Genomic DNA, 21,322 nt, shown 5'->3' with positions numbered 1-21,322 from the left:
CAGCGGGCGGCCGGGGGCGGCACGGCACCGGTCGGCGGACGGCAAACCCCGGAACATCAGGTTCAGGACACGATGTCCTTACGACTGAACCCGCGGAAGGCCAGCGCGAACAGCACCAGGGCGTACGACACTGAGACGGCCGCACCCTTGATCATGCCGCCCCACTCCAGGTGCGGCTGGAGCGCGTCGGCCCAGGCGAACTGCCAGTGCGCGGGCAGGAAGTCGCGCCAGGAGCCGAGCGCGGTCACCGCGTCGAGCACATTGCCGACGATGGTGAGGAAGACCGCCCCGCCGACCGCGCCGAGCGGCGCGTCCGTCCTGGTGGAGAGCGAGAACGCCAGCCCGGCGGTGACCAGTTGGGAGACGAAGATGAACGCCACGACGATCGCCAGGCGCGGCACGGCGTCCCCGGCGGCCAGCTCTCCACCGGTGGGCAGTTTCAGCGGGCCCCACCCGTAGGCGGCCGTGCCCGCCGCCAGCGCGACGACGGGCAGCAGCACCATCGCGGCCAGGCTGAAGCCCAGCGCGACGACGAGCTTCGACCACAGCAGCCGGACGCGCGGCACCGGCGCGGCGAGGAGGTAGCGCAGCGAGGACCAGCTCGCCTCGGAGGCGACGGTGTCCCCGCAGAACAGGGCCACCGGGATCACCAGCAGGAACCCGGCCGAGACGAACAGCGAGGTGGCCGCGAAGTTGGCGGCGGACTCGGTGGCCACGTCCATGAGGTTGATCCGCCCGCCGCCCCGGCCGCCGCCGTCCTCGCCGTCCGGCGTGCCGCCGATCGCGAAGGCGATGATCAGGATGAAGGGCAGGGCGGCGAGCACCCCGCCCATGAGCAGGGTGCGCCGCCTGCGCAGTTGGCGCATGGCCTCGACCCTGAGCGGGAGCGTGCGCCCGGCGCGGTAACCGGGGGCCTCGGGGTGTTCGGCCGCCACCCGGGCCTCGGGGGGCTGGACGGGGGCGCTCATGCTGCTCCTTGGGAGATCAGGGTGAGGAAGGCGTCCTCCAGGCGGCGGTGCGGGCCGACGCCGGTGACCGGGACGTCGAGCCGCACCAGGTCGGCCACCAGCCGCGCGGTGGTGGCCCCGTCCAGGCGGACGAGGAGCCCGCGCCCGTCGTCGGTGCGGACGGCGGAGCCGATGCCGGGCAGGGCGGCGACCTTCTCCGCCAGCGGCTCGGACACCTCCTCCGCCGTGGTCACCAGGATCATGTCGCCGGAGCCGGTGATCTCGGCGACCGGGCCGGCCTGGACGAGCCGGCCCCGGTCCATGACGACCAGGTGGGTGCAGGACTGCTCCACCTCGGACAGGAGGTGGCTGGAGACGATCACGGTCCGGCCGCCGGCCGCGTACCGGATCATCACGTCCCGCATCTCGCGGATCTGCGGCGGGTCGAGCCCGTTGGTCGGCTCGTCGAGGATCAGCAGGTCCGGCAGGCCGAGCATGGCCTGGGCGATGGCGAGCCGCTGCCGCATGCCCTGGGAGTACGTCCGCACCGCGCGGGCGAGCGCGTCCCCGAGCCCGGCGATCTCCAGGGCCTCGTCGATGTGGGCGTCCTCGGCGGGGCGGCCGGTGGCCTGCCAGTACAGGTCGAGGTTGGCGCGCCCGGAGAGGTGCGGGAGGAAGCCGGCGCCCTCCACGAACGCCCCGACCCGGGAGAGCACCGGCGCACCGGGCCTGATGGCCTGTCCGAAGACCCGGATCTCGCCCGCGTCGGGGCTGATGAGCCCCATGAGCATCCGCAACGTGGTCGTCTTGCCCGCGCCGTTGGGGCCGAGGAGCCCGAGGACCTGGCCCCGCTCGACGCGGAAGGAGAGCTCGCGCACCGCGTACCGGTCCACCGACTTGGCGTACTTCTTCGAGAGCCCGGTGATCTGGAGCGGTACGTCGGTGAGTCCGGGGTCCGGTGCGGGCGTCGCGGTGCGGCGGCGGGCGGTGAGCAGGAGTACGGCCGCGATGACGAGGGCGGCGGCCGGAAGGCCCCAGGTCCACCACGGGAGCGCGGCGGCCGCGGTCTTCACGGCGGGCGCGGTGGGGACGGTGAGCGGCCCGTCGGCGGTGACGGTGTACGTGGCGGGCTCGGCCGGGGAGGCGTAGCCGAGGTCGGTGGCGGAGAACACCAGCCGCATGCGGTGTCCGGCGTCGAACTCGTGGTCCACGGCGGGCAGCGCCAGTTCGATCGGCCTGCCCTGCCGGTCGGGGGTGATCCGGTGGGGGGCGACGAGCTGGTGGGGCAGCACCTGCTGCCTGCCGTCCGGCGCCACGTCGTACACCTTGCCGAAGAGCACCGCGTCCCGGTCGCCGTCCGCCGTGACGTTCACCTTCACGGTGGGCGTGCCGGTGACGCGTACGGAGGTGGGCAGCGGGGCGGACTCGAAGCGGGCGGACTGGCCGGGGAAGTCGAGCGAGAGCCCGACGCCGAGGGAGGAGAGCCGGGCGAGGCCGCCGCCGACGCCGGGCACGGCGGAGATGGCGGGCGGCGCGGCTCCGGCCGGGTTGCGGAAGGTCTGGGTGCCGCCGCCGACGGCGATGGGCCGGCCGCCGCCGCGCAGCCCCGGGTAGGCGGTGCCGGAGGCCCCGCGCAGGAGGGCGGCCCCGTCGGTGGAGTCGACGCCTCCGGTACGGCTGACGCGGAAGGCGGGCCCGGTGCCGGCGCCGGTGTCCTCCTTGAGATACCGGTCGAACCAGGCGTTGACCCGGCTCTGGATCCGCCCGGTCTCGCTGTCGCCGCCGTCGTGGCCGCCCGCGATCCAGTCGACGGAGACCGGTGCGCCGTTGGCGCTGATGGCCTTCTGCATGGCGTCGGCGTGGCCGAGCGGGAAGAGGGAGTCGGACTGGCCCTGGAGGAGCAGCGCGGGGACCGTGATGCGGTCGGCGACGGCGGACGGGGAGCGTTCGGTGAGCAGCTCCACCGCCGCCGCGTCGGGCTTGCCGCTGACGGCGACCCGTTCGTACATCGCGCAGAGCCGCTTCTCGAACCGCTCGCAGCCGCCGCCCGTGGTGATGAAGATCCCGGCCCAGAGCTTCTTGAACACCCCGTCCGGAAAGAGGGCGTCGGCGAGGTTCCAGTAGGTGATGGCGGGCGCGACGGCGTCGACCCGCCGGTCGTGCCCGGCGGCGAGCAGGGAGACGGCCCCGCCGTAGGAGGCGCCGGTGAGGCCGACGCGGGGGTCGCCCTCCTCGTCGAGCTGGACCTCGGGGCGCTCCGCGAGCCAGTCGATGAGCCGGGAGACGTCCTTGACCTCGTGGTCGGGGTCGTTGAGGGTGATCTTCCCGCCGGACCTGCCGAAGCCGCGCGCCGACCAGGTCAGCACCGCGTACCCGTCCGCCGCCAGCTTCTCCGCCTGGGCCCGTACGTCGTTCTTGCTGCCGCCGAAGCCGTGCCCGATGAGCACGGCGGGCCGCTTGCCGGAGCCCCCGGTGTGGAAGTACGAGGTGTCGATGGGCACCCCGTCCATGCGCAGCGCCCGGTCCTCGCGCCGCACGGTGGGCGCTCCGTCGTCGGCGACGGCGGCCCAGGCGCCGCCGCCCACGAGCACGGCGAGCGCGGCGCCGACCGCGGCCCACCGGCCAGGTGTACGGGGCAGCAGCCGCCGCCGTCGAACAGTAGGGGTCTCCATCCCTCGACCCTAAACGGAGGACGCGAGCCGACCGGGGGCCGCCGGGGTGAGGTGCGGGGCCTCCCTGAGAGGTACGGTGCGCCTCCCCCGTACTCCGGACGCGGTACAGAATGCCCGCAGGACCTTTGCCCCGGGAGGCCATTGTGGACATCCGCCGCGCCACGACCGTCACGGAACTGCTGGCCGCCGGCCACCTCTACGACGCACCGCCCCGTGAGGAGTGGGCCGCCCGCTTTCTCGCGGCGGACGGTCACGTGATGCTGATCGCGTACGTGGACGGCACACCCGCGGGCTTCGTCTCGGGCATCGAGATGCTGCACCCGGACAAGGGCGCGGAGATGTGCCTGTACGAACTCGCGGTGGACGAACCGTTCCGCCGCCGGGGCATCGGCAGGGCCCTGACGCTGGCGCTGGTGGACCTCGCCCGGGAGCGGGAGTGCTACGACCAGTGGGTCGGCGTGGAGGAGGACAACGAGGCGGCGCTCGCGACGTACCGGTCGGCGGGGGCGGGGGACGACGGGCGGTTCGCGATGCTGGTGTGGGAGTTCGGGGACGGCGCCCGGTAGAAGGGGTGCTCCCCGGAGTCAACCCCGACGTTCGTCGGGGGCCGCACCTGCCCTTCGGCTCCCGCGCCGGGCCGCGTCGTCTCCGTACGTTCGCCGCATGGCACAGCACACACATCAACACCACTGGCCGGCCCGGTTGTTCGGGTCGGCCGCACTCCTGGGGGCGGCGGCGGCCGGGATCGGACTGCTGTGGCCCGGCGGTCTGGGGCGGCCCGGTCCGGTCGAGGTCACGGAGGGGGCGTCCGTCTCCGCCTACCGCTCGCTGACGGAGGCCGTCGACGACGCACCGGGGTGGCTGGGCCACCTCCTGGAGCTGTGTTCGGAGGCCACGCTGATCGCCCTGGGCCTGCTCCTGCTCGGGGTCTGCTGGGGGGCGCTGCGCCGGAGGGAGGCGGGCGCGGTGGCGGGGGCCGTGCTGATCGGCGTCGGGACGGTGGTGGCGTACGCGGTCAGCGAGGCGTTGAAGCCGGTCGTGGACGAGGAACGGCCGTGCCGGGCGGTGGACGGGGCCGAGGCGGTCGCCGCCTGCCCGGAGCCGGGCGACTGGTCGTTCCCGAGCAACCACGCCACCCTGGCCGCCGCCCTCGCCGTGGGGCTGGCGGTGCGGCGGCCCCGGCTGGCCGCCGTCACGCTGCCGGTCGCGGTGGCGGCGGCGCTGCTGCGGGTCCTGGTGGGGGTCCACTACCCGCACGACGTGGTCGCGGGCGCCCTGCTCGGCGGGGCGGTCGCCGCGGCGGTGCTCCTGGCGCTGGGCCGTCCCGCCGCGCTGCTGGTCTCAGCGCTGCTCGGGCGGTGGTGGGGGCAGGATGCCGGCCTCGTGGGCGACGACGGCGGCCGCCGCCCGGTTGTCGACGCCGAGGCGGGCCAGGACGGAGCTGACGTACGCCTTGACCGTTCCTTCCACCAGGTGCAGCCGCCGGGCGATCTGCCCGTTGGACAGTCCGCCGCCCAGGTACGAGAGCACTTCGCGTTCCCTGGGCGTCAGCCCGGCGACCCGCTCCCGGGCGGCGTCCCGTCGGCCGGCCCGCTCCCCGGCCCCGGTGGCGGCGAGGTGCGCGACCACCCGGGCGGCGACCTTCGGTGACAGATAGGCGGCGCCTTCGGCCACGGCGCGCACCCCGGCGAGGAGTTCCTCGGGTTCACCGGACTTGATCAGGAATCCGGCGGCCCCCGCGCCGAGCGCCCGCAGGATGGAGTCGTCCTCACCGAACGTGGTCAGCATGACGACGCCGGTGGCGGGCAGGGAACGCCTGATCTCGGCGGCGGCGTCGATGCCGTCGGTCCTCGGCATCCGCACGTCGAGGACGGCCACGTGCGGACGGTGGGCCCGGACCAGCTCGACGGCCTCGTGCCCGTCGGCCGCCTCGGCGACGACCTCGATGCCGGGGTCGGTGGCGAGCACCGCCCGTACACCGGCGCGGATCATGGGCTCGTCGTCGGCGACGAGCACCCGGACGGGGTCCGGCCGCGCGGGAGCGGGGGCGGCGGCTCCGACCGGCGCGCGACCGTCGGGCGCCGGGGCCCGGGACGGGTCGGCACCGGACGCGGGGGCGGCGGTCATCGGGGGCTCACGGCGTCAGGGCGTCGCGGGAGGCCAGCCTGCCGTCCCGGAAGCAGAGCCGGTACACGTCCCCGGACCGGTCGTCGAAACGGTCGGCCGTCATCGCGTAGAACTCGCACGCCACCCCTCGTTCCTCCGGCCCGGACCCCGCCGGGCGCTCCGGCGCCTGCCGGTCCGGCAGCACCTTTCGTACCTCCGACCGATCCTGCCCCACGCGCAGGCGAGCGTAGTCGCGCGGGTCGAGGACGGACCGGGAGGCGGCCACCGTCTCCCACGTCCCCACCCCGGCGAGCAGGACCGCGCCCACCACCGACGGCACCGCCACGGCGGTGAGCAGGGCGCGCCGGACACGCCTCCGGGCCCGCCGGTACCCGGTGGGCGCACGTCCCGGCGCATGTCCCGGCGCACCGCCCGGCGCGCCGTCGTCGGGGCCCGTCCGGGGGAACGGCTGCCGCGGCTGGGCGGGGGCGTGGTGGGGCAGCCGGGCGGTGAGGGTGAAGCCGCCGTCCGGGCAGCCGTGGTCGAGGGTGCCGCCGACGAGGCGGACGCGCTCGTCCAGCCCGATGAGTCCACGGCCGCCCCGCACGGGCAGCGGGCCGGGGGCGTGCGAGGAGGGCGACCCGGTCCGCGCCCCCGCTCCGGCGGAGGCGGGTGCGGGGGCGGCCCCGTTGCGGACCGTCACCCGCGTCTCGGTCGCCGTGTGCGCGAGCTCGACGTTCACCGGCGCGCCCGGCGCGTGCTTGGCTGCGTTGGTCAGCCCTTCCTGGACCACCCGGTGTGCGGCGCGCGCGACGGCGGGCGGCGGCTCCACCGGCTCACCGTCCACGGACAGTTCGACGGGGAGCCCGGAGGCGGCGGCGTCAGCGACGAGCCGGGCGATGTCGCCGTCCTCCGGCCCCCGGGGCGACCCCTCGCTCTCCTCGCGGAGCACGCCGATCACCTCTCCCAGGCGCTCCACCGCCGCCGCGGCCCTGCCCCGGATGTCCTGGGCGGCCCGGCGGTGCCCTTCGTCCAGGCCGGGAGCCAGTTGCAGCGCGCCGGCCGACAGGGCGATCAGGCTCAGGTCGTGGCCCAGCACGTCGTGCATGTCCCGGGCGATCCGGGCCCGCTCCAGCAGTCTCGCCTGCTCGGCGACCAACCGGCGCTCCCGCTCCATCTGTTCGGCCCGCTCCCAGCCGGCCTGGACCAGTTCCCGGTACTGGCGGGAGAACCGCCCCACGAACCAGGGCACCAGCACGGCGAGGACGACGACCGCGACGAACTGCGGGGCGAGCGCGAGCAGGGACGGCACGACGACCACTGCCACCGCCCCGGCGACGAGCGCCCCGGCCAGACAGAGGACGAGGGTCCGGGCGCGCCCCGGGCCCCGCCCTGCGGCGAACGCGGCGATCGCGGCCGGCAGACCCCACCACCACCCCACCAGGCTCAGCGCGCCGAACGCGGCCGTGGCGGGCACCAGGAGACCTCCCGGGTCCGCCCAGCGCGGGCCGGTCCCCCGGCCGGCGGCTGCGGACGTCCTCTGGGGAAGGGAGAGCTTGTTCACCCGGGAGAGGCTACGGAGGCCCAGGTCCCGGCGGCACTGCCGAAAGTCACCTCTCCGCGGCCGAGGGGGCGGCTGCCACCGGCCGGGGCGCGGGAAGGTCGAGCGGCGTCTCCACGGGCAGCAGGGCGGCGGCGCGCTCCCGCTCCCCGGCCCGGACCGCCGCGTGTACCTCGCGGGCCAGCGGTGTCACGTCGCGGATGGCCACCGTCCACTCGTCGGCGTACCGGCGGGCGGCCTCGCCGCTCAGTCCGAGCTGGAGGGAGCGGTACGGGAGCGGGTTCAGGTCGAGGTCGCGTTCGGGATCCCACTGGACGCGGGCGGGCGCGGCACGCAGGCTCTGCTTCCAGGACTTCTCGTCGGGGTGCACATCGCGTACGTAGTGGGAGAGTTCGGCGTGCGCGAGGGCCCAGGTCAGCCCGGCGCGGTCGATCTCGACGGCGAGGACGACCTCCTGGCCCTCCTTCGCGCCCCAGCCGCAGCGGTACATCATCCACAGGAAGCTGGGCTTGATCCACGTCATCCGGTCCCGTTTCCACTCCTCGGGAAACCGCCCGTCGCGCGCGGCGGGCAGCCCGATGGCGGGCCGGTACGCCTGGTAGACGGTGACGGTCGCTTCGGTGTGCTGGGCGCGGATCTCGTAACGGGGCGGGTGGACCGGGCGGGTGGGGTCGTTCATGCGTCACAGGATGCGGGAGGCGTCCGCGCCGGGGCACCCGCTTTTCCCCGGGGCGCGGAGGCCGGCCCCCGCCCGCGGCTTCGGCGGACGGGGGCCGGGCGGGTCGGGCTCAGTGGTTGCGCGGGAAGCCCAGGTCCACGCCGGCCGGGGCGTCCGCCGGGTCGGGCCAGCGGGTGGTAACGACCTTGCCGCGGGTGTAGAAGTGCACGCCGTCGTTGCCGTAGATGTGGTGGTCGCCGAAGAGGGAGTCCTTCCACCCGCCGAAGGAGTGGTAGCCCACCGGGACCGGGATCGGGACGTTGACGCCGACCATGCCGGCCTCGACCTCCAGCTGGAAGCGGCGGGCCGCGCCGCCGTCGCGGGTGAAGATCGCGGTGCCGTTGCCGAACGGGGAGGCGTTCATGAGGGCCACGCCCTCCTCGTACGTGTCCACGCGGAGCACGCACAGCACCGGGCCGAAGATCTCGTCCCTGTACGCGTCGGAGTCGGTGGAGACCTTGTCCAGGAGGGAGAGGCCGATCCAGTGGCCGTCCTCGAAGCCCTCGACGGTGTACCCGGTGCCGTCGAGGACGACCTCCGCGCCCTGGGCGGCGGCGCCCGTGACGTAGGAGGCGACCTTGTCGCGGTGGGCGGCCGTGATCAGCGGACCCATCTCCGAGGCCGGGTCGTCGCCGGGGCCGATCGTGATCTTCTCGGCGCGCTCGCGGATCTTCGCGACCAGTTCGTCGCCGATCGCGCCGACCGCGACGACCGCCGAGATCGCCATGCAGCGCTCGCCGGCGGAGCCGTACGCCGCCGAGACCGCCGCGTCGGCGGCCGCGTCCAGGTCGGCGTCCGGAAGGACCAGCATGTGGTTCTTCGCGCCGCCGAGCGCCTGGACGCGCTTGCCGTTGGCGGAGGCCGTGGCGTGGATGTAGCGGGCGATGGGGGTGGAGCCGACGAAGGAGACGGCGGCCACGTCGGGGTGGGCGAGGAGGGCGTCCACCGCGACCTTGTCGCCGTGGACGACGTTGAGCACCCCGTCCGGAAGACCCGCCTCCGACGCCAGCTCGGCCAGCAGGTTGGCGGCCGAGGGGTCCTTCTCGCTGGGCTTGAGCACGAACGTGTTGCCGCACGCGATGGCCAGCGGGAACATCCACATCGGGACCATGGCCGGGAAGTTGAACGGGGTGATGCCCGCGACGACGCCGAGCGGCTGGCGGATCGAGGAGACGTCGACCCGGCTGGAGACCTGGGTGGACAGCTCTCCCTTGAGCTGGGTGGTGATCCCGCAGGCCAGCTCGACGATCTCCAGACCGCGCGCGACCTCGCCGAGCGCGTCCGAGTGCACCTTGCCGTGCTCGGCGGTGATCAGCGCGGCGATGTCGTCGCGGCGGGCGTCCAGCAGCGCGCGGTAGCGGAAGAGGACGGCGGTGCGCTGGGCGAGCGAGGACGTGCCCCAGGTCGCGTACGCGTCCTTCGCCGCCGCGACCGCCGCGTCGACCTCCTCCGCGGAGGCGAGCGCGACCCGGGTGGTGACCGCGCCGGTGGCCGGGTCCGTGACGGGACCGTACTGGCCCGACGCGCCCTCCGCCGTCTTCCCGCCGATCCAGTGGTTGACGGTCTTCGTCATGACGTGCTCCTTCAGACTTCGGTCGGGCGGGGGCTCAGAGGTGGCGGCGGCGGGAGGCGGCCTGCCGGTCGTACTCCTGACGGGCGCGGACCGCCGCCGGCCGGCTCGCGGTCTCGGCTACCGGGACATCCCACCACGCCTGTGCCGGAGGGGGGCCCGACACTGTGTCGGGCGTTTCGGTCTCGACGTAGACACAAGTGGGGCCCTCGGCGTCGCGCGCCTCGGAGAGCGCCGTGCGCAGGTCGTCGACGGTCGTGGCGCGCAGGACCCGCATGCCGAGGGAGGCCGCGTTGGCGGCCAGGTCCACGGGGAGCGGCGGGCCGGTGAAGCCGCCGTCCGCGTCGCGGTGGCGGTAGGCGGTGCCGAAGCGTTCGGCGCCGACCGCCTCGGAGAGCCCGCCGATGGAGGCGTAGCCGTGGTTCTGGAGGATCAGCAGCTTCAGCGGCAGCCCCTCCTGGACGGCGGTGACGATCTCGGTGGGGTTCATCAGGTACGTGCCGTCGCCGACGAGGGCCCAGACCGGGCGGTGCGGCGTCTGGGCCCGGGTGGCGAGGAGGACGCCGATCGCCGCCGGGATCTCGTAGCCCATGCAGGAGTAGCCGTACTCCACGTGGTACTGGTCGCGGGAGCGGGTCCGCCAGAGTCTGTGCAGGTCGCCGGGGAGGGAGCCGGCGGCGTTGATCAGGATGTCGTCCTCGGAGACGAGGGCGTCCAGGACGCCGAGGACCTGGGTCTGGGTGGGGCGCGCGGTGGGGGCGGGGGCGGCGAAGGACGCCTCGACCCGTTCCTCCCACGCCTCCTTCGCCCCGGTGTACTCCGTCTCGTACGCCGGATCGACCCGGTAGCCGCGTCCGGCGAGCGCCGCCGTCAGCGCCTCCAGGCCCGTGCGGGCGTCGGCCACCAGGGGGAGGGCGGCCAGCTTGTGGGCGTCGAAGGCGGCGATGTTGAGGTGGAGGAAGCGGACGGCGGGGTCCGCGAAAAGGGTGCCGGAGGCGGTGGTGAAGTCGGAGAAGCGGGTGCCGACGCCGATCACCAGGTCGGCGGTGCGGGCCAGTTCGTCGGCGGTGGCGGTGCCGGTGTGGCCGATGCCGCCGACGTCGGCCGGGTGGTCGTGGCGGAGCGCGCCCTTGCCGGCCTGGGTGGAGGCGACGGGGATGCGGGTCGCGGCGGTGAACGCGGCGAGCGTCTCCTCGGCGGCGCTGTGCCGGACCCCGCCGCCCGCGACGATCAGGGGGCGGCGGGCGGAGCGGACCGCCCGGACGGCCGCCTCCAGTTCGGCGGGGTCGGGGGCGGGCCTGCGGACGTGCCAGTCGCGCTCCGCGAAGAACTCCTGCGGCCAGTCGTACGCCTCCGCCTGGACGTCCTGGGGCAGGGCGAGCGTGACGGCCCCGGTCTCGACGGGGTCGGCGAGGACGCGCATGGCCTGCAGCGCCGCCGGGATCAGCGCCTCGGGCCGGGTGATCCGGTCGAAGTAGCGCGAGACCGGGCGCAGGCAGTCGTTGACCGACACGTCGCCCGCGTACGGCACTTCGAGCTGTTGCAGTACGGGGTCGGCGGGCCGGGTCGCGAAGGTGTCGCCGGGCAGGAGGAGGACGGGCAGCCGGTTGACGGTGGCGAGGGCGGCCCCGGTGACGAGGTTGGTGGCACCCGGGCCGATGGACGTGGTCACGGCGTGCGCGGAGAGCCGGCCCGACTGGCGGGCGTACCCCACGGCCGCGTGCACCATGGCCTGTTCGTTGCGGCCCTGGAGGAACGGCATGCGGTGGCCGGGGCCGGGTCCCGCCCCGCGTGGGGGCCCCGCCTCCAGGAGCGCCTGGCCGAGGCCCGCGACGTTGCCGTGGCCGAAGACGCCCCACGTGGCGCTGATGAGCCGCTGCCTGCGGCCGTCGCGCTCGGTGTACTGCCGGGCCAGGAAGGCGACCAGGGCCTGGGCGGTGGTCAGCCTGCGGGTCGGGCCGGGGGAAGCGGCGGGGCGGTGAGCGGGACGCGTCGGGCTCAAGGCGTTACCTCCGGGCGGGGCGACGGATGCGCCGTGTGGAGGGGGAGTCTGGCGTCGATCGGCTCGCCCGGCCAGGTGTCGCGGATCCAGCGGTGGTCGGGATGGTCGCGGATCAGCCAGGCGCGCTCCTCCCCCGGTCCGGCCATCACGTTCAGGTAGTACAGCGTGCGGCCGGGCGGGGCGATGGACGGGCCGTGCCAGCCGTCGGGGATGAGGACGACGTCCCCGTCGCGCACTTCGGCGAGCACGTCCGTACCGCCCTCGCGCGACGGGGAGACCCGGTGGTAGCCGACCCCGCCGTCCGCCACTTCGAAGTAGTAGATCTCCTCCAGTTCGCACTCCTCGCCCGGCACGTCCTCGTCGTGTTTGTGGGGCGGGTAGGAGGACCAGTTGCCGCCGGGGGTGAGGACCTCGACGGCGATCAGCCGGTCGCAGTCGAAGGTGTCGGCGGCGGCGAAGTTGTTCACCTGGCGCGAGCAGGTTCCGGCGCCGCGCAGCTCGACGGGTACCTCCGGCGCGGGGCCGTAGCGAGCGGGGAGTCGTCGCTCGCACTTCGCTCCTGCCAGGGCGAAGCGGCCTCCCGCGCCGGAGGCGATCTGTGCCCGGGCGTCGCGCGGTACGTAGGCGAAGTCGGTGACCCCGCTGAACACGCTCTCCCTGCCCAGCAGTTCAAAGGTGTCGCCTGCCGTACGCACCGTACAGCCACCGGCCAACGGCAGGACGATCCATTCACTACCGCCGGTGACGAGCGTGTGAACACCGCCCGCCTCCAGCTCCAGCACCCGCAGCGCCGAGCGTTCCCAGCCGGCCCGTCCGGGGTCGATGTCGACGGCGTACGCCCCGCGCGCGGCGCTGCCGGAGGGCAGGTGGTGACGGCCGGCGGAGGGGGCGCCGCCGCTCTCGTGCCCGTGCTCGTACCCGCGCCCGGCCTCGTGCCCGTGCCTGTGCCCGGGGTGGGGTTGGCGCTCATGGTGGTGGGTGTCCATGTTCCCTGCCTACCCTTCCTTTCCCGGCCGCAGCAGCGACACGGCGGTGTCCACCGCGTGCGCCACGTCCCCGTCGGCCGGGTAGAGCAAGGTGCGCCCGGCCACGAGCCCCCGCACGGTGGGCAGCCGCAGCGCGTCGCGCCACCTCCCGTACGCGGCGTCCTGGTCGTCGCCGACCTCGCCGCCGAGCAGGACGGCGGGCAGCGTGGACGCCTCCATCACCCGGCCCATCGCCTCGGGTTCGTCGGTGACGGGGACCTTCAGCCAGGTGTACGCGGACGTCCCGGCGAGACCGGAGGCGATGGCGATGGAGGTCGCCACCGCACCGGGGGCCAGGTCGTTGCGGAGGCGGCCGTCGACGCGGCGGCAGAGGAACGGTTCGACGAAGACGGGCAGCCGGTGCGCGGCCATCGCGTCGATGGTCCGGGCGGCGGCGTGCAGGGTGTCCAGCGACCCGGGGTCGTCGTGGTCGATGCGGAGCAGCAGCTTCCCCGCGTCGAACCCGTGGCGGACCAGGTCGTCGGGGCGGTGGCCGGTGAACCGGTCGTCGAGCTCGAACGCGGCGCCGGCCAGCCCGCCCCGGTTCATCGAGCCCATCACGACCTTGTCCTCCAGCGCCCCGAGGAGGAGCAGGTCGTCCAGGACGTCGGCGGAGGCGAGCACGCCGTCGACCCCGGGGCGGGAGAGGGCGAGGCGGAGCCGCTCCAGCAGTTCGAAGCGGTTGGCCATGGCGAGGGACCGGTCCCCCACGGCGAGCGCCCCGCGGGCGGGGTGGTCGGCCGCGACGATCATCAGCCGGTCCCCCGGGCGCCGGACCAGCCGCCGCCGCTTCCGTCGCGCGGCCGCCTCGGCCACGGCTTCGGGCCGCTCCGCGCGCAGTTCGACCAGCGCGGAGAGGGAGGACGCGATCGGCGTCATGAACCCGCTCCGGGGCGGTCCGGGCCGACGGGAGGGGTCGGCGGGGCGGCGGGGCCGGCGGGGGCTGCCCGGTCGGCGGGGTCCGCCGCGTCGCCGAGGGCTGCCCGGCCGCCGGGGGCGGCCCGGCGGGCGGTGGCTTCCCGGTCGCCGGGGGCTGCCCGGTCGGCCGCGGCGGGCGGACGGGACGGGTCGGCGGGGTCCGGGGCGACGGCACCCGCCGTGAGCGCCTTCTCCACCTCCTCCGGGAACGGCATCGCGGAGGAGCAGGCGAGCCGGGAGGCGACGATGGCGCCGGCCGCGTTCGCGTACCGCACGAGGCGGTCGAGGGGCCACCCGGCGAGCAGCCCGTGGCAGAGGGCGCCCCCGAACGCGTCTCCCGCACCGAGGCCGTTGACCACCTCGACCGGCAGCGGCGGGCAGTCGGCGGTGGCGCCGTCGCGGTGGACGGCGAGCACGCCCCGGGGGCCCTGTTTGACGACGGCGAGCTCCACTCCGGCGGCCAGCAGGGCGCGGGCCGCGGCGTACGGTTCGCGTTCCCCGGTCGCGACGGCGCACTCGTCGATGTTGCCGACGGCGACCGTGGCGTGGGCCAGCGCCTCGCGGTACCGCGCGGGCGCCTCGGCACTGTCGTCGCCCCCCTCCCAGAACATGGGCCGCCAGTCGAGGTCGAAGACGGTCGCGGTACGCCCCGGGCCCGCCGTACGCCCCCTGCTCGCCGGGCGGTCGTTCCGCGCGGCGAGGGCGGCGAGCGTGGCGGTACGGCTCGGCTCGGCGGAGAGCCCGGTGCCCGTCATCCAGAAGATCCGGGCGTCGCGCACCGCGTCCAGCTCCAGGTCCGGGGTGCGGATCTCCAGGTCGGGGGCCTTGGGCTGCCGGTAGAAGTACAGCGGGAAGTCGTCCGGCGGGAAGATCTCGCAGAAGGTGACCGGCGTCGGGTACTCCGCCACGGCCGTCACCCACCGGGGGTCAACGCCGAACCGTTCCAGTTCCCGGCGGAGGTAGGCGCCGAAGGCGTCCTCACCGGTCCGGGTGATGACGGCCGTGCGCCGCCCCAGCCGGGAGGCCGCGACCGCGACGTTGGCCGGGGAACCGCCGAGGAACTTGCCGAACGCCTCGACCCGGGCGAGCGGCACCCCGACCTCCAGCGGGTAGAGGTCCACCCCGATCCGCCCCATGGTGATCACGTCGTACGGCTCAGGCATGCGCGTCCCTTCGACCCGTCGACGGCCGGCTGGTCCCAGGTCTAACCCCCTCCGGGAACCCTGTCAATATGTTGTCCGGACATACGGACGTGCCCTTGACACCCTTCCGCGCGGGCCGTGAGGCTGGGCGTTATGACCCCCTCCGCCCAGCCCTCGGCCCGTATCCGTATCGGCTCGGCCCCCGACTCCTGGGGAGTGTGGTTCCCCGACGACCCGCGGCAGGTGCCCTGGCACCGCTTCCTCGACGAGGTCGCGGAGGCCGGGTACGCCTGGATCGAGCTGGGCCCGTACGGCTATCTGCCCACCGACCCGGCCCGGTTGACGGACGAGACCCGCAGCCGGGGGCTCAGGGTCTCCGCCGGAACCGTCTTCACCGGACTGCACCGCGGCCCGGCCGTCTGGGACCGGACGTGGGCGCATGTCGCGGACATCGCCGGGCTGACCCGGGCCATGGGCGCCGAGCACCTGGTCGTCATCCCGTCCTTCTGGCGCGACGACAAGACGGGCGAGGTGCTGGAGGACCGCACCCTCACCGCCGCGCAGTGGCGTGATCTGACCACGCAGACGGAACGGCTGGCACGGGAGGTGCGGGAACGGTTCGGGCTGCGCATCGTCGTCCACCCGCACGCCGACACCCACATCGACACCGAGGAGAACGTCCACCGCTTCCTCGACGCCACCGACCCGGACCTCGTCTCGCTCTGCCTGGACACCGGGCACTACGCCTACTGCGGCGGCGACGGCGTCCGGCTCATCGAGACGTACGGGGAGCGCATCGGCTACCTCCACCTCAAGCAGGTCGACCCGGAGGTCCTGGCGGAGGTGGTGGCGGACGGGGTGCCCTTCGGCCCGGCGGTGGCGCGGGGAGTGATGTGCGAGCCGCCCGGCGGGATCCCCGCCCTGGAGCCGGTCCTGGACGCGGCCCGCGCCCTGGACGTCGACCTGTTCGCGATCGTGGAGCAGGACATGTACCCGTGCCCCCCGGACCGGCCGCTTCCCATCGCCCGCCGGACCCGGGCGTTCCTCCGCTCCTGCGGACGCCCCGGCTCGCCCCTCTGACCCCGGGCCGCGGACGCGGGAACGGATCGGACTCCCCCGCGCCGGGCGGCCGTCAGACCCCCGTGCGGCCGTCGACCCGTTCGCGGATCAGGTCGGCGTGGCCGCAGTGCCGGGCGTACTCACCGATCATGTGGAGGTAGATCCAGCGCAGCGTGACCTGCGCGCCGCCCATGAACGGGCTGGTGTCGTCGAGCGCCCGCGCCGCGCAGTTCTCCCGGGCGGCGGCCACCTCCGCCTCCCACCGCGCGACCGCCTGCTCGTAGGTGGCGTCCTCGGCGGCCTCCCAGCCCCCTTCGCGCCCCTGGCCCGCGTCCCCGCTCCCCGGCGGGGGCGGGAAGAACGACGGGACGTCCTCCTGCGCGAGCACCCGGCGGAACCAGTTCCGCTCGACCTCCGCCAGGTGCTGGAGCAAGCCGAGGAGGGTGATCGGCGAGGGCGCGGCGGACGCCTCGCGCAACCCCTCCTCGGACAGCTCCGCGCACTTCTGCGCGAGGGTGGCGCGGTAGAAGTCGAGCCAGCCCGCCAGGGTGGTGCGCTCGTCGGCGTCCAGCGGGGGCATGGGGCGTTCGGCAGTGCTCATGCCCTCCACCGTGGCACCCGGGTCCGACACCGCCCGCGCCTCACCTCGCTCCGCCCAGGACCGCCCCGCGCAACACCGGTCCCCTCTCACCCTTTCTGTCACAGGAGTAACCGTTTGGACACAGATATCTCCGTTACGCGGGCTTTCCGTCACGGCTGGTCGACAGCCCCGCCCCACCCGCCGCGCGGGGGCGCCGGCCCGTACTCGGCCTGAGTGATCATCAGCCATCAGCACGACAGGCGCAGAGAGGTGTCACTGATGACGGACAGAACGCTGTGGTCCTACAAGGACATTGCCGCGCACATCCAGGTCCAGCCGGACACCGTCCGCTCCTACCGCAAGCACGGGCTCCTGCCTCCGCCCGACGAGGTGCGGAACGGCAGACCGTACTGGTACGGAGACACCATTCGCGCCTGGGTCGCCTCCCGCCCCCGCAACCGGGGCCGCTGAGGCCCCGGTTGTGCAAACCGGCCCGTCACCCCCGGGCGGTCCGCACGGTCCCGCGGCCCGCGGGTGAAACGAACGAGCCCCTCACCTCTGGGAGGCCCTGCGGAAGAGGCCCGCCCAGAGGAAGGGCTCGCCGAAGAGCGGGGAGGCGGGGTCCTCGTCGTTCATCCGGCGGAGGTCGATCTCGGTCAGGTCCGAGAAGATGCCGCGCAACGCCTCGTCGGTGTAGGCGAGTCCGCCCTGCAGGCCGCCCCTCCGGTACAGCTCGGCGTCCGGCAGTTCCGACCCCATGCCGCCCTCCCCGGCGGCGAAGCAGGTGAGGACGAAGTGGCCGCCGGGGGCGAGGCAGCGCTCCACCAGGGCGAGGTAGCTGACGCGCCGGTGGGGCGGCAGGTGGTGGAAGCAGCCGGAGTCGTTGATCAGGTCGTAGGGCCCGTCGAGGGCGGCCCCGGGCGCGGTCAGCGCGAACGCGTCGCCCCGGTGGAACCGGACCTCACCGGCCCCGGCAGGCGCCTTGCCGGCCCGTTCACGGGCCCAGCCGATCGCCGCCGGGGAGAGGTCGACCGCGTCGACGTCGAAGCCGAGCGCGGCCAGGTGCAGTGCGTTGCGGCCGGGCCCGCAGCCGAGGTCGAGTGCGCGCCCCGGGGCGATCGGCCCCCGCCGGACATACGCGTCGAGGCTCTCGTCCGGCTTCTCCACGAAGAACGGAACAGCCTTGGACCGGTCCGCGTAGAAGCCGTCCCACCAGGCCGCCCCGCCTTCCGTCCAACGGTCCGCCTCCGGCGCGAACAGCCCGTCCATCAGCGCCAGTACATCGTCGGTCGTGCGTACGTTCCGGTCCATCCGGCCCCCCCCCCTTTTCCGATGGGGCAATTCTACGGAGGCGGACCAGGAAAGCCCAGGTCAGACCCCTTGCGGCGAAGCCGTCGCCGCCCCTCTGCCGCCTCCCGGGCCGAGGGGCGGCGGGGCCCCTCCACGCCGTCCGTTCCGGGGCGCACGACCTTCCCGGGGCCCTCCACGGGGCCTTCTCCAACCTCCCCCGGCACTGTTTCCGAACGGGTTTCCCCGCCTCTCCGCCCACCCGCGCGGCCCCCGGTCCGGGTTCTCGGAGTCCCCCCCGGCCGAGCCCCCGGGGCCTGTACCCCCCGCGACGCCCGGCCCGGCGCGACGGTTGGTCAGCGTCCCGCCGGGGCGGCGAACTCCGGGTCCGCACCGGAGCCGGACTCCGCCGTGCGCCGCCCGCCCCCGGAGGCTTCCCGCCCGGCCGGGCCCTCCTCCGGCGCCGAGGACCCCGCAGTGCCCGGGGAGTTCACCGCAGGCGGCGCCGACTCCCCTTCGCTGAGGCCGAACGTGCGGTGGAAGGCCCGCAGGGGCGCGGGGGCCCACCAGGTGGAGGGGCCCATCAGCTTCATCACCGCGGGGACCAGCAGCCCGCGCACCACCATGGCGTCCATCAGGACGGCGAGGGCGATACCGAGCCCCAGCATCTTGGTGTTGGTGACCCGCGAGGTGCCGATGGCCACCATCACGACCGCGAGGATCACGGCGGCCGCGGTGATCAGCCCACCCGTGTGGCGGAGCCCGAAGGTGACGGAGTGCTCGTGGTCGCCGGTGCGGTCGTACTCCTCCTTCATCCGGGATATGAGGAAGACGCCGTAGTCCATGGAGAGCCCGAAGGCGACGCAGAACATCAGGACCGGCAGCGTCGTCTCGATGTCGCCCGTACTGGTGAAGGCGAGCAGCCCGGAGAGATTGCCGTCCTGGAAGACCCAGACCACCGCTCCGAACATCGCGGTCAGGCTGAGGGCGTTGAGCGCGACCGCCTGGAGCGGGATGAGCAGGCTGCCGGTGAGCAGGAAGACCAGGAGCAGGGTCACGAGGACGACGATCGCCAGCGCCCAGGGCAGTCGGTCGGCTATGGCGTCCTTGGAGTCGACGAGGACCGCCGCCGCGCCCGTCACCGAGGTGTCGAGGGGAGAGGCGGAGGGCAGGGCCCTCAAATCCCGTACGAGCTGCTGGGCCGTCTCGCCGACGGCTTCGCCCTCGGGCTGCACGTTGTAGTAGGCGGTGGCGCCCTCGGCGACCGGGCCTTCCACCCGCAGGACGCCGGGGAGCCCCTCGATTCGGTTCTTCAGCTCCGCGTACTCGGCGGGGGTTCCCCTCCCCTCGGCCAGCACCTCCAGGCCGCCGCCGGGGCTGCCGGGGAAGCCGTCGCGGATGTGCTCCTGGACGACCCGGGACTGCGCGTCGGCCGGCAGCTGGCGGTCGTCCGCCGTACCGAACGTGACGCCCAGGAAGGGCAACCCGAGGAGCAGCAGCCCCGCGGTGGTGACGACGGCGAAGACGGGCGCGCGGCGCATCACCAGCGCGGCCAGCCACGCCCAGCCCCGGCCCGGCGAGGGCTTTCCGCCGGATGCGGGGGCCGCCCCGGAGCCCCCGGACGCCGCAGCCGCCGCGACCGCCTCCGGGCGGCCCGTCCCAACCGGCGCGCCCTTCTGACGGCGGCGGAACAGCCGGCGCAGGTCCAGGGAGTTGATCCGGTGGCCGAGCAGCACGAGGGCGGCGGGCAGCAGGATCAACGCGGCAGCGGCGGCGAGGAGGACCACCGCGATCCCGGCGTAGGCGAAGGAGCGCAGGAAGTACTGCGGGAAGACGAGCATGGCCGACAGGGACACCGCCACGGTCAGCGCCGAGAACAGCACCGTGCGCCCGGCGGTCCGCAGGGTCGTGCCCACGGCAGTCCGGGGGTCCGCCCCGCCGGCCAGCTCCTCGCGGAAGCGGCGGACGATGAACAGGGCGTAGTCGATGGCGAGTCCGAGGCCGAGGGCCGTGGTGAGGTTCATCGCGAAGACCGAGACGTCCGTCAGCTCCGTCAGCCCCCGCAGGACGGCGTTGGTACCGAGGATGGCGACGATGCCGACGCCGAGCGGCAGCATCGCGGCGACGGCGCTGCCGAAGACCATGACCAGCAGGACGAGCGTCACCGGCAGGGCGATCAGCTCGGCCCGCAGCAGGTCCTCCTGGATGATCGTCTGCATCTCGTGCTGCACGGCGACGGGCCCGCCGAGCGAGACCGTCACCGGCCCCCGCTCCCCCGCCAACGCCGGGGCCACCCGATCGAGGGTCTCTCCGGCGGTCTTCTCGTCGCCTTCGATCCGGGCGGCGATGATCGCCTCGTGCCCGTCCTCGGAGCGCAGGGCGGGCGATCCGGTCGCCCAGTAGGACCCGACGCCCGCGACCCCCGGTTCGGCGTCCAGCCGCTTCGTGAGGCGGGCCGCCTCGGCGGCCACTTCGGGGTCGTCGACGGAAGCGGAGCCGCTGTCCACCAGCAGCAGCAGGTTGGGCCGGGAGGCGGGGAACTCCCGCGCCAGCACGTCGCTCGCGTAGGTCGACTCGGCGTCGGGGGCTTGCCAGCCGCCGCTGCCCATGCGGTCCGCCACCCCGCTTCCGGCGAACACGGCGAGCACGGTGATCACCAGGGCGGCCAGCAGCGCGAGGCGCGGCCGGGCGGTGACGAACCGGGTCCAGCCGCCGACCGGCGACGGCGCGGAGCGGTTGACTTCGGGCATGGTGCGGTGTCCCCTTCACCGAGACCCGGGCGGCTCAGGGCAGCATGGGTCGGTCGTTGCCGTTTATCGTGGCAAACACGAGTAGTCGCTCGCGTTCCTCCAGAATGCGAGTGGTCACTCGCGTTTGTCAATCGCGTCATGAGAGCTGGGGATTGACCGTGCCGGAGGCCAGAGCCGACAAGAGCACCGCGAAGGACGGAGCGGGCGGCGCGCCCACCGCGGAGGCCGCTGGGGAGGCCGCCGGGGGAGCCCCCGCCGAGGCCGGGGGCGGAACCGCGGGCTCCGCCCGCCCGCGACGCCGCCAGGCCCGGGGCGAGGCCCGCATCGCCCAACTGCTCCGAGCCGCCGCCAGCGTCTTCTGCGCCAACGGCTACACCGCCTCCAGCACCAACGCCATCGCCCGCGAGGCCGGGGTGTCGCCGGGCACGCTCTACCAGTTCTTCCCCAACAAGGAGGCCATCGCCGTCGAACTCGGCGACCGGCTCCTCGACCGCTGGCGGGAGACCTACGGCGCGGCCTTCGAGCAGAGCCGGGTCGAGCAGCCCCTCGACCGCATGCTGGACGCCGTCCTCGATCCGCTGATCGCCTTCAACTGCGAGAACCCGGCGTTCTCGGTCCTGATGCACGGCTCGGAGATCCCGGGGCGGATCACCGAGGAGCACGACACGCTGCACGCCACGATGCTGACGCGGGTGGAGTCGGTGCTCGCGGCCCACCTTCCGGACGCGCCCGCCGCCCAGGTCCACCGCACCGCCGACATGATCTTCATGATCTTCAAGGCCGGGCTGGATCTGATCATGGCCCACGAGGGCGAGGAGCGCGCCGCCTACATCCGGGAGCTGAAGGCCGCGCTGTTCCGCTATCTGGCCCCCCTGGTCGGGGACGATTCACCCGGCCCCGCCCCGCACGCGCCGTAGCGCTTCCCGCGCCATCGCACACGCCCACGGCCCCACCATGCCGCATTCATACCCCCTAGGGGTATAGT

18 protein-coding genes and 1 pseudogene are annotated in these 21,322 nt (G+C 74.5%); 5 read left to right on the top strand and 14 right to left on the bottom strand.

From position 1 onward, the window contains the following. Window positions 1–62: 62 nt before the first annotated feature. Entirely contained in the window at window positions 63–968 is a 906-nt protein-coding gene (locus tag ACH4K1_RS27640; RefSeq protein WP_398092285.1) for an ABC transporter permease, read from the bottom strand. Then, the gene (locus ACH4K1_RS27635) at window positions 965–3,619 is read right to left on the bottom strand and encodes an alpha/beta fold hydrolase (RefSeq protein WP_398092284.1); all 2,655 of its coding nucleotides are present in this window, start codon (window positions 3,617–3,619) and stop codon (window positions 965–967) included. Before ACH4K1_RS27635 ends, ACH4K1_RS27640 begins: the two co-directional genes overlap by 4 nt. 143 nt (window positions 3,620–3,762) lie before the next feature. On the opposite strand from ACH4K1_RS27635, the gene ACH4K1_RS27630 reads away from it, so the two are divergent. Further along, the gene (locus tag ACH4K1_RS27630; RefSeq protein ID WP_398092283.1) at window positions 3,763–4,185 is read left to right on the top strand and encodes a GNAT family N-acetyltransferase; all 423 of its coding nucleotides are present in this window, start codon (window positions 3,763–3,765) and stop codon (window positions 4,183–4,185) included. A 252-nt stretch (window positions 4,186–4,437) separates the two neighbouring features. Here ACH4K1_RS27630 and ACH4K1_RS27625 read toward each other — a convergent pair whose 3' ends face one another. Continuing rightward, window positions 4,438–4,746 (bottom strand): hypothetical protein, encoded by a 309-nt coding sequence (locus ACH4K1_RS27625; protein WP_398092308.1) that lies wholly within the window; start codon window positions 4,744–4,746, stop codon window positions 4,438–4,440. On the opposite strand from ACH4K1_RS27625, the pseudogene ACH4K1_RS27620 reads away from it, so the two are divergent. After that, window positions 4,646–4,870, top strand: a pseudogene (locus ACH4K1_RS27620) (phosphatase PAP2 family protein); the annotation flags it as partial. The gene ACH4K1_RS27625 and the pseudogene ACH4K1_RS27620 overlap by 101 nt on opposite strands. A gap of 90 nt (window positions 4,871–4,960) precedes the next feature. Here ACH4K1_RS27620 and ACH4K1_RS27615 read toward each other — a convergent pair. The 8 genes from ACH4K1_RS27615 to iolC form a co-directional block, all read right to left on the bottom strand. Continuing rightward, window positions 4,961–5,611, bottom strand: coding sequence for a response regulator (locus tag ACH4K1_RS27615; protein WP_398092306.1), 651 nt, complete (start codon window positions 5,609–5,611; stop codon window positions 4,961–4,963). A gap of 142 nt (window positions 5,612–5,753) precedes the next feature. Further along, window positions 5,754–7,202: a sensor histidine kinase gene (locus ACH4K1_RS27610; protein WP_398092305.1), complete on the bottom strand. Its 1,449-nt coding sequence runs from the start codon at window positions 7,200–7,202 to the stop codon at window positions 5,754–5,756. Window positions 7,203–7,335: 133 nt separating this feature from the next. Then, on the bottom strand, window positions 7,336–7,965 hold the full coding sequence (locus tag ACH4K1_RS27605) for a DUF4291 domain-containing protein (protein WP_398092282.1): 630 nt from the start codon (window positions 7,963–7,965) through the stop codon (window positions 7,336–7,338). A 109-nt stretch (window positions 7,966–8,074) separates the two neighbouring features. Further along, window positions 8,075–9,577: a CoA-acylating methylmalonate-semialdehyde dehydrogenase gene (gene mmsA, locus ACH4K1_RS27600; RefSeq protein ID WP_398092281.1), complete on the bottom strand. Its 1,503-nt coding sequence runs from the start codon at window positions 9,575–9,577 to the stop codon at window positions 8,075–8,077. Between the two features lie 34 nt (window positions 9,578–9,611). Continuing rightward, the gene (gene iolD, locus ACH4K1_RS27595) at window positions 9,612–11,576 is read right to left on the bottom strand and encodes a 3D-(3,5/4)-trihydroxycyclohexane-1,2-dione acylhydrolase (decyclizing) (protein WP_398092280.1); all 1,965 of its coding nucleotides are present in this window, start codon (window positions 11,574–11,576) and stop codon (window positions 9,612–9,614) included. Next, window positions 11,573–12,562: a 5-deoxy-glucuronate isomerase gene (gene iolB, locus ACH4K1_RS27590; protein ID WP_398092279.1), complete on the bottom strand. Its 990-nt coding sequence runs from the start codon at window positions 12,560–12,562 to the stop codon at window positions 11,573–11,575. The genes iolD and iolB overlap by 4 nt, the downstream gene beginning before the upstream one ends. Window positions 12,563–12,571: 9 nt before the next feature. Continuing rightward, window positions 12,572–13,480 carry a deoxyribose-phosphate aldolase gene (locus tag ACH4K1_RS27585; RefSeq protein WP_398092278.1) on the bottom strand — a complete coding sequence of 303 codons (909 nt, stop codon included), beginning with the start codon at window positions 13,478–13,480 and terminating at the stop codon, window positions 12,572–12,574. Further along, window positions 13,477–14,682, bottom strand: a complete 1,206-nt coding sequence (gene iolC, locus ACH4K1_RS27580) for a 5-dehydro-2-deoxygluconokinase (protein WP_398092277.1) — start codon at window positions 14,680–14,682, stop codon at window positions 13,477–13,479. The genes ACH4K1_RS27585 and iolC overlap by 4 nt, the downstream gene beginning before the upstream one ends. A gap of 132 nt (window positions 14,683–14,814) precedes the next feature. Here iolC and ACH4K1_RS27575 point away from each other — a divergent pair, with 132 nt between their 5' ends. Continuing rightward, window positions 14,815–15,741 (top strand): sugar phosphate isomerase/epimerase family protein, encoded by a 927-nt coding sequence (locus ACH4K1_RS27575; protein WP_398092276.1) that lies wholly within the window; start codon window positions 14,815–14,817, stop codon window positions 15,739–15,741. 52 nt (window positions 15,742–15,793) lie between these two features. Here the strand turns inward: ACH4K1_RS27575 and ACH4K1_RS27570 are convergent, their stop codons facing one another. After that, on the bottom strand, window positions 15,794–16,321 hold the full coding sequence (locus tag ACH4K1_RS27570) for a DinB family protein (RefSeq protein WP_398092275.1): 528 nt from the start codon (window positions 16,319–16,321) through the stop codon (window positions 15,794–15,796). Window positions 16,322–16,579: 258 nt separating this feature from the next. On the opposite strand from ACH4K1_RS27570, the gene ACH4K1_RS27565 reads away from it, so the two are divergent. Next, window positions 16,580–16,771, top strand: coding sequence for an AlpA family transcriptional regulator (locus tag ACH4K1_RS27565; protein ID WP_228991277.1), 192 nt, complete (start codon window positions 16,580–16,582; stop codon window positions 16,769–16,771). A gap of 81 nt (window positions 16,772–16,852) precedes the next feature. On the opposite strand, the gene ACH4K1_RS27560 is transcribed toward ACH4K1_RS27565, so the two are convergent. Together ACH4K1_RS27560 and ACH4K1_RS27555 are read right to left on the bottom strand one after the other, a co-directional pair. Beyond that, window positions 16,853–17,611 (bottom strand): class I SAM-dependent methyltransferase, encoded by a 759-nt coding sequence (locus tag ACH4K1_RS27560; RefSeq protein WP_398092274.1) that lies wholly within the window; start codon window positions 17,609–17,611, stop codon window positions 16,853–16,855. Between the two features lie 332 nt (window positions 17,612–17,943). After that, window positions 17,944–20,337, bottom strand: coding sequence for an MMPL family transporter (locus ACH4K1_RS27555; protein WP_398092273.1), 2,394 nt, complete (start codon window positions 20,335–20,337; stop codon window positions 17,944–17,946). 158 nt (window positions 20,338–20,495) lie between these two features. On the opposite strand from ACH4K1_RS27555, the gene ACH4K1_RS27550 reads away from it, so the two are divergent. Continuing rightward, the gene (locus tag ACH4K1_RS27550; protein ID WP_398092272.1) at window positions 20,496–21,254 is read left to right on the top strand and encodes a TetR family transcriptional regulator; all 759 of its coding nucleotides are present in this window, start codon (window positions 20,496–20,498) and stop codon (window positions 21,252–21,254) included. Window positions 21,255–21,322 lie beyond the last annotated feature (68 nt).

The organism is Streptomyces sp. NPDC017448 (assembly GCF_044330565.1).
GTDB lineage: Bacteria > Actinomycetota > Actinomycetes > Streptomycetales > Streptomycetaceae > Streptomyces.
Note: the sequence above shows the minus strand (reverse complement) of the source record. Positions and strands in the feature narration are given on the sequence as shown.